The organism is Pararobbsia silviterrae (assembly GCF_003628125.1).
Lineage (GTDB): Bacteria > Pseudomonadota > Gammaproteobacteria > Burkholderiales > Burkholderiaceae > Pararobbsia > Pararobbsia silviterrae.
Window position 1 is genome coordinate 205,215 of record NZ_RBZU01000001.1, and the last position, 15,650, is coordinate 220,864.

At 64.8% G+C, this 15,650-nt stretch carries 13 protein-coding genes; 3 read left to right on the forward strand and 10 right to left on the reverse strand.

All coding sequences use genetic code 11. The annotated features are described in order from the left end of the window. Nucleotides 1-15 precede the first annotated feature (15 nt). The 4 genes from yjfF to D7S86_RS00865 all read right to left on the reverse strand — a co-directional run bounded on the left by yjfF (nt 16) and on the right by D7S86_RS00865 (nt 4,855). Entirely contained in the window at nt 16-1,131 is a 1,116-nt protein-coding gene (gene yjfF / locus D7S86_RS00850; protein WP_240647944.1) for a galactofuranose ABC transporter, permease protein YjfF, read from the reverse strand. Next, the gene (locus tag D7S86_RS00855) at nt 1,128-2,165 is read right to left on the reverse strand and encodes an ABC transporter permease (RefSeq protein ID WP_121082215.1); all 1,038 of its coding nucleotides are present in this window, start codon (nt 2,163-2,165) and stop codon (nt 1,128-1,130) included. Before D7S86_RS00855 ends, yjfF begins: the two co-directional genes overlap by 4 nt. After that, on the reverse strand, nt 2,162-3,736 hold the full coding sequence (locus D7S86_RS00860; RefSeq protein WP_121084153.1) for a sugar ABC transporter ATP-binding protein: 1,575 nt from the start codon (nt 3,734-3,736) through the stop codon (nt 2,162-2,164). Before D7S86_RS00860 ends, D7S86_RS00855 begins: the two co-directional genes overlap by 4 nt. 150 nt (nt 3,737-3,886) lie before the next feature. Beyond that, nucleotides 3,887-4,855: an ABC transporter substrate-binding protein gene (locus tag D7S86_RS00865; protein ID WP_121082218.1), complete on the reverse strand. Its 969-nt coding sequence runs from the start codon at nt 4,853-4,855 to the stop codon at nt 3,887-3,889. A 387-nt stretch (nt 4,856-5,242) separates the two neighbouring features. Between D7S86_RS00865 and D7S86_RS00870 the strand changes: the two genes are divergently transcribed. Together D7S86_RS00870 and D7S86_RS00875 are read left to right on the forward strand one after the other, a co-directional pair. Next, on the forward strand, nt 5,243-5,773 hold the full coding sequence (locus D7S86_RS00870) for a GNAT family N-acetyltransferase (RefSeq protein WP_121082221.1): 531 nt from the start codon (nt 5,243-5,245) through the stop codon (nt 5,771-5,773). A gap of 140 nt (nt 5,774-5,913) precedes the next feature. Next, nucleotides 5,914-6,384, forward strand: a complete 471-nt coding sequence (locus D7S86_RS00875; RefSeq protein ID WP_420813182.1) for an Lrp/AsnC family transcriptional regulator — start codon at nt 5,914-5,916, stop codon at nt 6,382-6,384. Between the two features lie 561 nt (nt 6,385-6,945). On the opposite strand, the gene D7S86_RS00880 is transcribed toward D7S86_RS00875, so the two are convergent. After that, complete coding sequence (locus tag D7S86_RS00880; RefSeq protein WP_121082224.1) at nt 6,946-7,251, reverse strand: H-NS histone family protein; 306 nt, start codon at nt 7,249-7,251, stop codon at nt 6,946-6,948. A 479-nt stretch (nt 7,252-7,730) separates the two neighbouring features. Then, nucleotides 7,731-8,414 carry a HugZ family pyridoxamine 5'-phosphate oxidase gene (locus D7S86_RS00885; protein WP_121082226.1) on the reverse strand — a complete coding sequence of 228 codons (684 nt, stop codon included), beginning with the start codon at nt 8,412-8,414 and terminating at the stop codon, nt 7,731-7,733. A 388-nt stretch (nt 8,415-8,802) separates the two neighbouring features. On the opposite strand from D7S86_RS00885, the gene D7S86_RS00890 reads away from it, so the two are divergent. Then, nucleotides 8,803-10,014, forward strand: coding sequence for an MFS transporter (locus tag D7S86_RS00890; protein ID WP_240647945.1), 1,212 nt, complete (start codon nt 8,803-8,805; stop codon nt 10,012-10,014). 2 nt (nt 10,015-10,016) lie between these two features. Here the strand turns inward: D7S86_RS00890 and D7S86_RS00895 are convergent, their stop codons facing one another. From D7S86_RS00895 to D7S86_RS00910, 4 genes are all read right to left on the reverse strand, one after another. Then, the gene (locus D7S86_RS00895) at nt 10,017-11,870 is read right to left on the reverse strand and encodes a putative bifunctional diguanylate cyclase/phosphodiesterase (protein ID WP_121082231.1); all 1,854 of its coding nucleotides are present in this window, start codon (nt 11,868-11,870) and stop codon (nt 10,017-10,019) included. Nucleotides 11,871-12,258: 388 nt separating this feature from the next. Continuing rightward, nucleotides 12,259-13,404, reverse strand: coding sequence for a branched-chain amino acid ABC transporter substrate-binding protein (locus D7S86_RS00900; RefSeq protein ID WP_121082234.1), 1,146 nt, complete (start codon nt 13,402-13,404; stop codon nt 12,259-12,261). Between the two features lie 776 nt (nt 13,405-14,180). Further along, nucleotides 14,181-14,489, reverse strand: coding sequence for a high-potential iron-sulfur protein (locus tag D7S86_RS00905; RefSeq protein WP_121082237.1), 309 nt, complete (start codon nt 14,487-14,489; stop codon nt 14,181-14,183). A 152-nt stretch (nt 14,490-14,641) separates the two neighbouring features. Continuing rightward, nucleotides 14,642-15,622 (reverse strand): AAA family ATPase, encoded by a 981-nt coding sequence (locus D7S86_RS00910; protein WP_121082239.1) that lies wholly within the window; start codon nt 15,620-15,622, stop codon nt 14,642-14,644. Nucleotides 15,623-15,650: the final 28 nt, after the last annotated feature.

Here is a 15,650-nt window from a genome sequence, read left to right on the forward strand (position 1 = left end):
TTCGGGAGGGCGATGTCACGATTCGAGCGCGCGTGACGTCATCGGGTGTTCGATCGCGTTCTGCACGGCCGGCGTCTTCGCGGACGGCCGATCGACGTGCTTCACGCGTCCGCCTTGCGTCGTGCCGCCCGTGCGGCGGTCGGCGCGCGCATGGCGCTCGATAATGCGCTGCAGCAGGCAGAACACGCAGAGCAGGGCGCCGATGAAGATCCGCGTCCACCACGAACTCAGCGTGCCGTCGAACGTGATCAGCGTCTGAATCGTGCCGAGAATGCCGACGCCGAACAACGTGCCCACGACATAGCCGACGCCGCCCGTGAGCAGCGTGCCGCCGATCACGCTCGCCGCGATCGCGTCGAGCTCCATGCCTTGCGCCTGCAGTCCGTATCCCGAGAGCACGTAGAACGTGAATGCGACGCCGCCGAGCGCCGAGCAGAAGCCCGACAGCGCATAGACGCCGACCTTCGTCGACGCGACGGGCAGGCCCATGAGCAGCGCCGAGCGCTCGTTGCCGCCGATCGCGTAGACGTTGCGCCCGAAGCGCGAGTAATGCGCGACGTAGATCGCGGCGAGCAGGGTCACGAATGCAATGACGACGTTCGTGCTGACGGCCGCCGAGCCGATCGGAATCCGCAGCGTCGAAATGGCCTTGAACGTCGGGTCGGTGATCGGAATCGAGTCGAGCGTGATCAGGAAGCAGATCCCGCGCGCGACGAACATGCCGGCGAGCGTGATGACGAAGGCCTGCAGCTTGAAGAAGTGGATCAGCGCGCCCTGGATCGCGCCGAACAGCGTGCCGATCACGAGCACGATCGGCACGATGACCCAGACCGACCAGTGCCAGTGTTCGGCCATGACGGCTTCGGCGATCGTCGTGAACGCGACGACGGAGCCGACCGACAGGTCGATGCCGCCCGACAGGATCACGAACGTGACGCCGATGCCGACGATCAGCAGGAACGCGTTGTCGACGAGCAGGTCGAGCAGCACCTGCAGCGAGAAGAACCCGGTGTACATGACCGAGCCGAAACCGAAGAGCGCGATGAACAGCACGATCGTGACGGTCAGCGGCAAGGTCCGCGGATCCGTGACGGCGGCGATGCGCGAGACAAGCATCGAACGGATATTCATGGTGTGACGCTCCGCTTGCCGAACGCGAACAGGATGTAGAACCGCGCGATCGGGGACTGGATGATGCTGACGACGAGCACGACGGCGGCCTTGACGACGAGGTTGGCCTCGGGCGGCACGCCGATCGAATAGGTCGTGTACGTGAGGGTCTGGATGATCAGCGCGCCGAGCACGGTGCCCATGAGGCTGAAGCGGCCGCCGAGCAGCGATGTACCGCCGAGCGTGACGGCGAGAATCGCATCGAGTTCGAGCAGCAGCCCGGCGTTGTTGCCGTCGGCGCTGCGCACGTTCGAGCTGATCAGCACGCCGGCCATCGATGCCGTCAGCCCCGAGAACACATAGACGAGAAACACGATCGCCTTCATGCGCAGGCCGACGAAGCGCGTCGCCGTCGGGTTCACGCCGATCGCGCGGATGAACAGGCCGAGCGCCGTGCCTTCCATCAACGCGAACGTACCGAGCACGATGACGGCCGCGACCCATACCGAAAATGGCATGCCTAGCAGGTAGCCGCCGCCGAGAAACAGATAACCGGGCGTCGAGATCGGGATGATCTGGCCGGCGGTCAGCAGTTGCGCGACGCCGCGGCCCGCGACCATGAGGATCAGCGTCGCGATGATCGGCTGCATGCCGACGAACGAGACGAGCGTGCCGTTCCAGATCCCGCTGAGCAAGCCGACGCCGAGCGCCGCGAGGACCGCGATATAGACGGGATAGCCGGCCGACGTGATGGTCGGGACGAGCAGCGTCGCCGCCATGGCGCCCGCGATCGCGACGACGGCGCCGACCGAGATGTCGATGCCGCGCGTTGCGATGACGAGTGTCATGCCCAGCGAGACGAGCGTGAGCGGCGCCGCACGGTTCAGGATGTCGATCGGCGCGCCGAACATATGGCCGTTGAGCAGCGTGATGGACAGGAAGGCCGGATGCACGACGAGATTCAGTGCGATCAGCAGCACCAGCGTGAGCGCCGGCCAGACGAGCGGACTCCGCAATAGGCCGCGCACTCCGCCGCGCGAGTCGTCCTTGGTCATTCCGAGGCCCCCGAGATCAATCGATAGATGTTTTCGTCGGTCGCTTCGCGACCGCTCAGTTCCGCGATCTTGTTGCGGTCGCGCAGCACCGCGACGCGATGGCTCATGCGCGTGACTTCCGACACCTCGGACGAGATGAACAGAATGCCGAGCCCCTTCGCGCAGAGCGCGAGCATCTGATCCATGATTTCGAACTTGGCCGCGACGTCGATGCCGCGCGTCGGTTCGTCGAGGATCAGCAATTGAGGCTCGGTCGCGAGCCAGCGCGCGAGCAGCACTTTCTGCTGGTTGCCGCCCGAGAGCAGACCGATCGGCTGCTCGGCGTCGGAGGCCTTGATGCCGAGGCGCCGGATGTAGTCGTCGGCGATCGCGCGCTGACGCTTGCGCCGGATGAAGCGCCGCCAGCCGAGCTTGGCCTGCAGCGCGAGCACGATGTTTTCGCGGATCGACAGATCGGCGACGATGCCTTCGCGCTTGCGGTCCTCGGGGCAAAACCCGATGCCTTGCGCGACGGCGTCGTGCGGCGAGCGCAACTTGACCGCCTGACCGTTGAACGCGACGTCGCCCGCATCGGCGCGGTCGACGCCGAACAGCAGACGCGCGGTCTCGGTGCGGCCTGAGCCGAGCAGCCCGGCCAGGCCGAGAATCTCGCCGCGCCGGATATCGATATCGACGGGCTGCATCTGGCCGCGTTTGCCGACCCCGCGCATCTCGACAAACGGCGCGGCGGCGCCATGCGCGGCCGCGTCGCGCTCGTCGAGACGTTCGGCGAGCTCGGCCGCGGTTTGTTCGAGACGTTCGCCGACGCCTTCATGACCGACCATCTTCGCAACGAGCTGCGCGGGCGAGAGATCGCGGGCGAGGTATTCGCCGACGCGTTCGCCGTTGCGCATGACCGTGATCCGATCGGAGATCGCGTACGTCTGTTCGAGAAAGTGCGTGACGAACAGGATCGCGATGCGGCTTTGCTTGAGCTGACGCAGCACGGCAAAAAGCCGCGCGACTTCGTCCTCGTCGAGACTCGAGGTCGGCTCGTCGAGGATCAGCACGCGCGCGTCGACACTGAGCGCGCGTGCGATCGCGACCATCTGCTGAATCGCGATCGGGTAGTAATCGAGGGCCTTCGAGACGTCGAGGCCGATATTGAGCCGGGCGAGCGCGTCTTGCGCGCCGTCGCGCATCGCGGCCCAGTCGATCTTGCCGTTGCGCATCGGTTGCCGGCCCGCGTAGATATTCTCGGCGACCGACAGGTTCGGACACAGGTTGACTTCCTGATAGAGCGTGCGCACGCCGCAGGCTTCGGCCTGTTTCGGCGAATTGAACCGCACGGGCTGGCCGTCGAGCACGATCTCGCCGCTATCGGGCACGAACACGCCCGTCAGCACATTGATCAGCGTGGATTTGCCCGCGCCGTTCTGGCCCATCAAGGTATGGACTTCGCCGGGCAGCAGGCGGAAGTCGACCTGCTTGAGCGCGTGAACCCCCGGAAAGCGCTTGTCGACGCCCGTCATCTGGAGCACGGGGGCGACGTCGGCGCGTGTTGCTTCGTTAAGCACAGTGTCGTTGGTCATGACCATCGCGTATGAAGCGCTTTTCGATCGATGCGACAAATCGCCGTTGCGCTGCGCGCAGCGGCGATGCCTTCAATCAAGATAGTGCGGATTTCGAGATGCCGCGCGCCCGCGGGCGGCGCGGCATCGTGCAGCACGGATCCGAATGGATCAGTACTTGCGCGTCGGCATGATCTTTGCCGCGTCAGCTTGCACGAAGACCGTTTCTTCGGTCTTGATGCGGCGGGGCAGTTCCTTGCCCGCGACGACGTCCTTGACGGCTTGCATCAGCTGCGGTCCGAGCAGCGGGCTGCATTCGACGTCGACATTGATCTTGCCGTCGACCATCGCCTGGAAGCCGCCATGCGTCGCGTCGAACGAGACGACCTGAACGTCCTTGCCCGGGTGCACGCCGGCTTCTTCCATGGCCTGGATCGCGCCGAGCGCCATGTCGTCGTTGTGTGCGTAGACGACGTTGTACTTGCCGGCGTAGGTCTTCGCGAAGGCTTCCATGACCTGCTTGCCGCCGGCGAGCGTGAAGTCGCCCGATTGCGACGCGATGATCTTGAACTTCGGATCCTTCTGGATGATTTCGACGAGGCCCGCGTGACGGTCGTTGGCCGGTGCCGAACCGACGGTGCCCTGGAGTTCGACGATGTTGATCGGGCCCGGGTTGTCCTTGTAGTGCTCTTCGAGCCAGCGACCGCCGCGGCGACCTTCTTCAAGGAAGTCCGAACCGATCATCGTCACGTAGAGCGACGTGTCCTTCACGTCGATGTTGCGGTCGGTCAGGATCACGGGGATCTTCGCGGCCTTGGCTTCCTGGAGCACCGGTTCCCAGCCCGATTCGACGACCGGCGAGAATGCGATGACATCGACCTTCTGGGCGATATACGAGCGGATCGCCTTGATCTGGTTTTCCTGCTTTTGCTGGGCGTCGGCGAACTTGAGGTTGATGCCCGCAGCCGGCGCCGCAGACTTGACCGATTCGGTATTGGCCGTGCGCCATGCGCTTTCGGCGCCGACCTGCGAGAAACCCAGTGTGATTTGCTTGTCCGCGGCATGTGCGCCGAAGCTCGCACACGCGACCACTGCAGCAGCGACGAATGCGCGGAGTGCGCCTCGCTTGACATCAGCCATGTCTGTCTCCTGATTTCGTTTTTTTCATAAGGCCGGGCCGGTGGACCCGACACCTTTTTCAGCCTAGCAATCGGGCCTGACACCGTCTAATCCCATTTATCCGCGGAACCATATCGAAACCGATATGGATGGGCCGCAAGCCACGACAGGCAATGCGGACGGGCCCGAGCGGCTCGACCCGGATTGGGCGGCGTTGCGGGAATTCCCTGATCGAAAAACGGGCCCGACGACCGTGCGCGCGCGTACATACGGCGTTCGCCGCGTTCCCTATCCTCGTTCAAAAGTACAGAGGCGTCGTCGCCGCGATGCGCTGCATGAACCTGCGCCACGCGCGATACGAACACAGCGTCAATGGGCACTGATGACGCGATTAGGGGTTAGCCGGCCATGAACTGGACATGCAAGACTTTTGGCGAATTGTCGTCGAGCGAGCTTTATCAGATCCTTCGGGCGCGTAGCGCCGTATTCGTCGTCGAGCAGTCGTGCGTGCGTCTCGATATCGACGGCAAGGACGAACGCGCGGTCCACCTTTTCGCGCACGACATCTCGCCGATGCCGATCGCCGCGTACGCGCGCGTGAGCGTCAACGACGACGACGAGCCGGAGGTCATCGTCGACCGCCTGTTCACGGGCGCGCAGCGCCGCGGCGACGGCACGGCGGAACTGTTGCTCGAACATTTGCAGCGCGAGGTCGCGCTGCGCTGGCCCGGCCATCTCGTGCGCCTGAGCGCACCGACGTTTCTCAAGTCGTTCTATGAGCAGTTCCGGTTCCGCAAGGTCGACGGTCCCTACCTCGACCACGGCATGCCGCATATCGGCATGAGCTGGCGCGCGCCGACCGGCCTCGATGCAGTCCTGCAACCGCTGCGCGGCGCCCGGGCGCTCGAGCGCACGCCGAGCAGCCTCGGGATGCTTTGAACGACCCCGGGCGCCGCCGCACCGGGGAGACACGGTGCGCGGGCCCGACGCATGGGGATTCAAACAAGGGTGTACTCAGGGCGGCCATTCGCGTTGCATTCCATTCGGTGGCGACCTAGTATTTTGAGAAAAACGACCCCATGGGAGGCATCTTGGCACTCGACGCGTTTTCGCAGCGAATCCTGCGCCTCTTGCAACTCGACGCGCGCCGCTCCGTCCAGGAGATTTCGGACCAGGTCGGCCTGTCGAGCACACCGTGCTGGCGCCGCATCAAGGACATGGAACAGTCGGGCGTGATCCAGCGCTATACGGCGCTGCTCGATCGCGAGAAGCTCGGCTTGCATGTCTGCGCCCTCGCGCATATCCATCTGAGCCGGCACGCCGATGGCGGCGCCGAATCGTTCGAACGCGAGATCAGCACGTTTCCCGAGGTCACCGAGTGCTACAGCACGACGGGCGAGGCGGACTACATCCTCAAGATCGTCGCGACCGATATCAAGGCCTACGACACCTTCCTGCACGAGCGGATCTTCAAGATTCCGGCCGTCGCCCAGGTCAGAACGAGTGTCGTGCTGCGCGAGATCAAGTTCGATACGCAATTGCCGCTTTAGACCGTCTGCGTCGTTTTATACGCACGTTCGAATAACGGGTCATATTACGGGCGCCGGCAATCGCCCCGGGTTGACCCTTTCCCCTTGATTCGCGCTGTCGCGCGTCGCATTGCGCGCGGCCATGTATCGCTCCCGCTCCGTTGCGGCGGGGCTTTGTACAGAAATGGGCGTGTCGCCGCGTACGCCATGCGAACGTGTGACGCGCGCATCAAATGCGCGGATCGAAATCAGCGAGAATCCTTACAACACATTACCGCGTACGCAAATATTCGAGGCCGAATACTTACGCAGATTCGGAATTAAACGACTTATTCGTCAGACTATATTGAGTGCACGAAGATTTACCTGACATCGAATCGATGTTCGGCAGTCGCATCGGCGAATCGGTGATTTGAAAAGGAAACGCCGCTCGACCACTATTGCGGACGGACGGCGTCATATGCGGCGGGTGCTACACGGAAAACGTCGGAATCGGATCAAGCGATCGAATCAGGTCGATGCAAAGCGGCGTCTTGTACCGATTAGGGCGGCGGTCCCTTAGTTTTCCGTTTCGTAGCCGGCTTACTTCTGGATCAGGAATTGGTCGCGATTCTGGCCGGCAATCCACTTCGGCGGCTTGCCGCGGCCCGACCACGTGCTGCCGCTATTCGGATCGCGATACTTGGGTGCGACGCCTGCGCGCGCGCGGACCTTGCCGAGCTTGGCGCCGCGGCCGGCATTGATGCCGAGGTCCGCAAGCGTCACGCCGTAATCCGCCATTTTCTGCTTGATGTCCTCGACGACTGCCGTGAACTCGCGCTCCTTGGCCTCTTCGATCTGCTGTTCCAGCTTCTCGCGTTGCGCGAGCAGTTCCTTGTATGAAGACATTGCGATTCCTTTTTGTCTATGAGTCATCATGCCGTTCAATCACGCCGCCGCGAATGAGCGCATGTCGTCACCAGTCGTGCATTATGGCTGGTTCGAATAATACATGAGGCATTCAGAAATGGGAAAGAAATCTCGGGTATTCACCGTGTTATCGATTATTAAACTTTTTGATCAATCATCGGAAGAATTTACGCCATCAATCAGACATCGACTCGATCGATCCGTTGAAGATGTCGAGCGTATGTCGCGCGGACCTTGCGCGTGAGCCTGTATGAAGCGTCTGCAGAAACCGTCGAAAGCGCCCATCGACCAAGCTATTCAACGCGATTCACCGCTCAAGGATGATTGATTCGCGCGAATTTTATTGTCTGAGGATTGAATCGGAGACGTTTTCCGTCTTCTTACAAAAATGAAATAATCGTTCGATTTATTCGAGCCGAAGTCGCGGCAAATGCGACGATCGGTCGCATGCGTGAGACTCAGCGAATGGCCGAGTATTTGGCCGCCAGATTCACGAGCGTGTTCGAAAGCGCGGTATGCAAAGCCGTGGAATCGGTCGCGGGCGAGTCGAACGTTTGACGTAATCGCTGTCCGTCGATGTCGGCATCGACGCCAAGCCGGTCGATGCCGAGCAGCGACACGCCCGTGGGCAGCGAACCCGCCGCCGCATCGAGCAGCGCGGTCTCCTCGGCTTCCTCGATCGGCGCGACGCGATTGAGGTCGTGCGCGTCGATCCAGCCCATCGCGCCGAAACCGCCGATATGCCGGAGCCGGGCGGGGACGAACGTGAAGAACGCAAAGTCGCCGAGCGCGAGATACCGCTCGGCGTCGCGGTGGTAGCGCAGATAGCGGCGCGCGGGCGAGGTGCCGCCGCCGCCCGCGCATTCGCTCGGCACGGCGCGGCCGGTCAGCGTCGTGCGCGGCGACGACAGCACGTCGTTCGAACCGGCGTCGAACAGCAGAAAGCCCGCGTGGGCGTCGGATTGGAGGTTGCGTGTATGTTCGGCGAGCCGGCTGACGAGCATGACCGGGCGGTGCCGCGCATCGGGCGCGAACGGCAGCACGGTCGGATACGGGCAGGCGTCCTCGCGCGAGCGCGTCGCGAGCGTGCCGAAACGCAGGGTGTGGAGCAGCAGCAAAGGTTCGTCGAGGGATACGTTCACGGCAACTCGCGAGATCGAGGAATCGAAGGCGGCCGGCGCAGCGTGCGTCGCCGTCTCGTCAAGGGTAGCAAAGCGCCCGCGCTTGCGTACGATCGTCGGGAGTCGGGAGTCGGGAGTCGGGAGTCGGGAGTCGGGAGTCGGGAGTCGGGAGTCGGGAGTCGGGCGCCCGAAGCCGGACACGCGAGATGCAACGCGAGCGCCAGCGATAAACGCGAACAAGCTCTAGAATGATCGCCCGCGCAAGCTTGCCGACAGGATGCCGTACGACCCCGGCCGGACAAGACCGCGACCCGGCTGCTCCGCGAATCCGCTCAACCACTCATCGACGCCCGCCAAACGGCCCCCGCCGCCGCTCGGCAAGACCGCCATTCCGACCGATCGTATTCCCGTGCCCGATTCTCATCACTCCAGCATTTCATCCCTGAGCGCCGCCCGACGCGCGCGCCTCGCCAGCATGGGCCTGTTCTTCACGGCCGGCTGGGTGTTCGCGTCGTGGGGCGTCCATGTCCCGACGGTCAAGGAAAAATTCGGCCTCGACGACGCGCAGTTGTCGGTCGCCTTGTTTGCGGTCGCGGGCGGCTCGATCGTCGCGATGCCCAAGATCGGCAAGTGGGCCGCGCGCGTCGGGACGCGCGCCGCGTGCACGGTCGGCGGACTCGGCGCGTGCATTGCGACGTCGCTGATCCTGCTGATGCCGTGGTATTGGCCCGTCGTCGTGCTGCTCGCGATGTACGGCGCGCTCGGCGCGGCGCTCGACGTGTCGATGAATACCGAGGCGGCCGACGTCGAGGCCGCGCTCGGCAAGCCCATCGTGTCGTCGCTGCACGGCATGTTCAGCCTCGGCGGGCTGGCCGGGGCCGCGGCCGGCGGTTTCGCGCTGTCGCACGGCATGGCGCCCGCGCTGCATTTCGCGCTCGCGAGCGCGGTCGGCGCCGCGATCATCCTCGTTTCGCGCCCCTATCTTCTGCCGCATGTCGCCATGCCCGAACCCACGGCGTCGGAGCAGCAGGCGCGCGCCCGCGCCCATGTCCGGCGCGGCGTGCTCGCGCTCGGCATACTCGCCCTGGTCGCGCTGATCGCCGAAGGCGCGATGTACGACTGGTCGACCGTCTATATGCGCGACGTCGTTCACGCGAGCACGGGCATCGCGAGCGCCGCCTATGCGGCGTTCTCGGGCGGCATGGCGCTCGGCCGTTTTTCGGGCGACGCCGTGCGAGCGCGCGTCGACGACGGACGACTGGTCGTCGGCAGCGGCATCCTCGCGAGCGGCGGCATGGTGCTGGGCCTGCTCGTGCCCACCCCGTGGGTTGCGCTCGCGGGCTTCGCGCTCATGGGGCTGGGTCTGTCGAACATGATGCCGGTCATGTTTCTCGCGGCGGCGCGCGTGCCGGGGCTGCATGCGGCCGAGGGCGTCGCGCGCGTCGCCGCGATGGCCTATATCGGTTTGCTGATCGGACCGGTGCTCATCGGCGTGACCGCGCATGCGACGACGCTGCCGATCGGCATGTCCGTCGTGATCGCGTGTGCGGCGCTCGTCGCCGCGGCGGGCCCGTACGTGCTGCGCCCGGCGCGCCGCGAGGCGCGCGCGGTCGCGAACTGAGCCTACTGGAGCGGACCGACGGTCTCGGCGTCGAGCGGGGTCAGCAGGCGCCGGCTGATCTCGTCGGCGTCGAGCGGCCGCGCGACGCGAAAGCCCTGGACGGCGTCGCAGTCGACCATGCGCAGGAATTCGAGTTGCGCGTCGGTTTCGACGCCTTCCGCGATGCAGCGCAGCCCGAGCGCGCTGCTCATCGCAACGATGGCCTCGGCGATCGACATCGCATCGCGATCGCCCGGCACGCGGCCGATGAACGATTTGTCGATCTTGAGGGTCGAGATCGGAAAACGCAGCAGATACGACATCGACGCATAGCCTGTGCCGAAATCGTCGATCGAGAAGTGGATCCCCATCTTCTGGAGTCGCGTCAGATTGAGCGCGAGCGTCGCCGAGTCCTGCAGCAGCAGCGATTCCGTAAGTTCGAAATCGAGCCGCCGCGGCATCGCCCCGCTTTCGCCGAGCGCCTGTTCGACCGTGTCCGCGAGGTTCGACCAGAGCAACTGCTTGGCCGACACATTGAGCGCGACGCGCAACGGGACGCGTCGCGGCGTGCCGGGCGCGAGCGTGGCCGCGTGCGCGCTTTGCAGCGTCTGCCAGCGCGCCGCCTGGCCGAACACCTGTTTCATCGCCCATTCGCCGATCGGCACGATGAGGCCCGTCTCTTCGGCGAGCGGCACGAATTCGGCGGGCGCGACTTCGCCGAGGTCGGCCGAGCGCCAGCGCAGCAAGGCCTCGACGCCCGTCATCTCGGCCGAGCGCAGATCGGTCACGGGTTGATAGACGATCGACAGTTCATTGCGGTCGAGCGCACGGCGCAGACCCGCCTCGACGCGCGCGCGGCGTTCGAGATGGGCGTTCATCTCGGGATTGAAGATCTCCGCCTGATGGCGGCCGTGCTCCTTCGCGCGATACATCGCCGTGTCCGCGTGGCGCAACAGGGTCGCGAGATCGAGACCGTGCTCGGGTGCGATCGCAATGCCGATCGACAGCCCGATGCTCACGCTCAATGAGCCGAGCGCGCACGGTTCGGCCGCGATATCGATCAGCCGCTGCGCGACGGCTTCGGCCTCGCGCGCATCGTCGAGCAGCACGAGAAATTCGTCGCCGCCCCAACGCGCGATGTGTCCGGCGGGGCCGACGATCTTTTCGAAGCGGCGCGCGAGTTCGACGAGCAGACCGTCGCCGACCGCATGTCCGAACGCGTCGTTGACGCCCTTGAAACGGTCGAGATCGATATAGAGCAGGGCCGTCGAGGCGCCGCGCAGCTTCGCGCGCGGCAAGGCCGCGCCGGCCGTCTGTTCGAACGCGGCGCGATTGAACAGGCCCGTCAGCGAATCGTGCGTCGCGAGAAAACGCACGCGGCGGCGCGCTTCACGGACTTCGGTCACGTCTTCGAACGAGATCATGACGCATCGGCCGCGTCGCGCCGCCGCGCCGTCGGCGGCTTCGAGCGCGCCCGTCGCGCCGGATGGACTCGACGCGCTCGGCGCGCCGCACGCATCGTCGGCGAGCGGCTGACACGTGACGACGAGCCAGCGCACGCTGTTGTCGCGTGTGTTCACGAGCCCGACGAACGCTTCGCGGACCGTCTCGCCCGTGCGCAGCGCGCGCGCATCGGGCCAGTCGCGCCGGCGCAGCGGGCGGCCGTGTTCGTCGAGCACGGTGTGCACGAAGCGCGGCGCGAGCGGATCGAGCAAGGCGTCGCGCGTCGTGCCGAGGATGCGGGCCGCGGCTTGATTGGCGTAAATGATCGCGCGGCTTCCGAAGCAGAGCAGCACGCCTTCGGCCAGCGCCTCGACGAGGCCGAGCAGCGGTGTCATGTATTCGCTCGCCACGCGTCGCGAGTCGGGCGCAGTCATGGAGTCTCCGAAGGGGGCCGCGTGGGTGCGCGCCGCCGCGTGACGTCACGGGACAAGGGGAGCGGTGTACGCATGCGGCTGCGCGTGCCGGGCAAGGCCGCTTTTGTCGGCTGATTTTAAGGATTTCTTCAGCGCCGACTGTGCGGCCGGCCGCTTAACGCGCGCGATGGCGTCTATCGCCCGAGACGGTTTGAGCGCGACATGCACGCGCCGCAGCGCGCGCAAGCGGACCGATTTGTAAGGACGTGAAGTACGTTTGACAAACAAAAACGGCACGGGACGCGTGATCGCATCCCGTGCCGCCGGGTGTCTGCGGCACCGCCGCACAGGTGCGGCGATACCGTTCGCGCGGGCGGCAGGCTTCGGTCGAAGCCCGCGCCGCGAGGTCTTACATCTTGACGATGTCGAGCAGCGTCTTCTTGCCGGCCTTGTAGTCGTAGAGCGAGATGACCGGCGACTTCAGATCGCCGTGCGAGTCGAACTGCGTTTCGCCGATGACGCCCTTGTAGTCGGTCGCGGGCATCGCGGCGAGGATCTTCGCCGGATCCGTCGAGTTCGCGCGCTTCATCGCGTCGACGATGATGTAGACCGCGTCATACGTGAACGGCGCATAGATCTGGATCGGCTGGCCGAAACGCTTCTGATACTTGGCCGAGAATTCGGGGCCGCCCGCCATCTTCTCGAGCGCCATGCCGGCTTCCGAGCAGATCACGTTGTCGGACGCGTCGCCCGCGAGCTTCGACAAGTCTTCGGTACAGACGCCGTCGCCCGCGAGCACCTTCGCGGTGATCGCGAGCTGCTTGGCTTGCTTCGCGAACGGACCGCCCGTCGCATCCATGCCGCCGTACATGATCGCGTCGACCTTCTCGCCCTTGATCTTCGTCAGAATCGCGCGGAAGTCGACGGCCTTGTCGTTGGTCGCGTCATGCGAGACGACGTTGAGGCCCAGTGCCTTCGCGGTCTTTTCGAATTCGTTCGCGAGACCTTCGCCATATGCGGTCGCGTCGTCGACGATCGCGACGTTCTTGATCTTCAGGCTCTTCGCCGCGTAGTTCGCGAGCGCGGGACCTTGTTGCGCATCGGTCGCCACGACGCGATAGGTCGTCTTGAAGCCCTGTTGCGTGTAGGTCGGATTCGTGGCCGACGGCGAGATCTGGACGATGCCCGCGTCGCTGTAGATCTTCGAAGCCGGGATCGACGTGCCCGAGTTCAAGTGACCGACGACGCCGACGACCTTGTCGTCGACGAGGCGCTGCGCGACTTGGGTCGCCTGGCGCGGGTCCGCTGCGTCGTCTTGCGGATCGAGCACGAGCGTGACCTTCTGGCCGTTGATCGTGAGGCCCTTCGCATTGATTTCCTCGACCGCGAGACGTGCGCCGTTCTCGTTGTCCTTGCCGAGGTGAGCGATACCGCCGGTCAGCGGTGCGACGTGTCCGATCTTGACGGTCTCGTCCGCGTACGCGTGCGAGGCGAGCGTCGCGTAGAGGACCGCAGCCGCGGCGATCGGAAACACTTTCTGCAGCGTGTGCGTCATGTAAGTCTCCAGTTCAGGTCAAAAGTCTGCCGCACCGGTCAGACGTCTCGTAGACGCCCGACGTTTCCCCGTGACGACTGCGCGTTGCGTATCGTCGGGCTTCGTGGCGGAGGCCGGCATCGATATCGTCGTGTGGCGGCCGGTGCCCTGCACAACCAGCGCCGAGTGTAGTGCGTTTCAAAAAGCTTGGTGTTGGTTTTTCGTTCGACGCGGCGCTTCGGCACACTCTAACGCCGATTGCGCGATCCCCGCCCACCGGGGTTTCCCGCAATCGGATCGCCGTCGGATCGCGCTCCGTATTGCGGCTCCTATAGTGCTCGATATCGCACTCAGGATCCGATTCGGGCGCGGTCGTTCGAGCACGCGTTTCGATGTCCTTCAGCCGCATGTTTGACCCGGGGACGGCGTGGCGGCCGGCGCATGGGTGCATGCGGTCCAAACGGGCCGCGCGCCGAGGGGGTTGACGGTCTAGGTGTAAGCCCTGCCGGCGCTTCGCTGTCCTGATGGCTGTCCTGACGGCTGTTCTGATCGCCGGCCTGATAGCGATCCGGATGACTCGCCTGATGGCTGGCCCGACCGAGGTCGGGCGGCGCAGCCGGCCTGCGATGCGCGTGCGCGGTCGTCATGGACGCCGTGCGCGCTTGCGAGCGATCGTGGCGTTGCGCCGCGACCGTGAGATCGAGTTCGATCCGCGGGTTCGATCCGCGGGTTCGATCCGCGGGTTCAATCCGCGGGTTCCATCCGCTACTTGAGGCCGGCCTTATCAGCGCGTTTCGTTAGGCCTTCTTCGAATAGGCGTTGCACCAGCCGTTGGCCGATACGAGCTTGCCGCCGAACATCGGACACGGTCCGGAAGCCGACCCGGCCGCGCCCTGATAGAGCGCGCAGTTCCCGCATTTCTGATCGGGCGTGTAGCGCGCGAATTTGGTCTTGTCGACCTTGCTGCCGTCGGCCTTGTAGCCGAGCGCCTGCGCGGTCGGATCGCTTTCGGCAACCGGGTCCGCTGCGCTGGCCGTGCCGGAGAGCGCGAGCGCCGACAGGACACCGGCACTGTGCAGCAGGAACGAGCGACGTGCGTGTTTCATGGGGCCAATCCTTTTCTGTTTTTGAATGTGGGGACCACGTATGCGTGGCGCGAACGAGCATAGCAACATTGCGCGCGTTCGCGCCACGCAGGACATCGGAACCGGCTCCGATGTCGGTCGGAATTCGATTAAAAACCCCGTCAAAAATCCGCTCAAAAGCCGATCGGACGACGCTTCGCGAGCCGGTCGATTTCGACGTCCTCGGCGATGACGGCATCGCGTCCCGCGAGCCGCGCATTGCCGAACGCATGCAACGTCGCGCGGCGCATTTCGCGCGGCTTCATCGCCGCGAGTTTGTCGAGCGGATCCTCGCCGAGCCACTCGGGGAAGCGCGCGCCCCATGCATGCGAATCGCGAATCTCCGTGTAGATCGTCTGCGCGATGCGTCGCGCGCCCTCGATGTCGGGCGCCGGAATCTCATAGACGTTCATGCGGTTCAGGATCGGTTCGGGAATCGAGCGCGCATCGTTGGCCGTCGCGATCCAGACGACGCTCGCCGCATCGATCGGCACCTCGGCGAACTCGTCGGTGAAGCTCGACGCCGTTTCGTGTTCGAGCAGCGCGTAGAGCGCGCCGAGCGGATCGTAGTTCGTATCGCCGCTCGCCTTGTCGATCTCGTCGATGACGATGACGGGATTCGCATAACTGCCGTTCACGAGTGCTTCGAACACTTTGCCGGGCTTCGCGTTCTTCCATTGCGACGAGGCGCCCGAGAGGATCCATCCGGCCGTCAGCGAACTCATCGCGACGTAGTGCGATGTCGTGCCGAGCAGCCGTGCGAGGTGCTTCGCGAAGTGCGTCTTGCCGATGCCCGGTTCGCCGAGCAGCAGCATCGGCGTCAGTTCGAGCCGGTCATCGGTTTCGCTGCACAACGCGACCTGACGCCGGACGTCCTCGAGCGGTTCGAGGAAATTGGGCAGTTCTTCGCCGATCTGATCGAACGCCGGCATCCGGTTCGGTTTGACGCAAAAGCGCAGACCGCCGATACGCAGCATCTTTTCGTACGTCGCGCGCAGCGCGTCGTTTGCGTTGTCGCCGAGTTCGCCGAGCGCGGCCTCGATCGCGCCGATGTCGTAGACCTTCTTGAATGCCGCGACCGCCAGTTCCTGCCGTACGACTGCTGTCGTTGTCATGATGACCCCCGCGTGCTGAAACGACCGA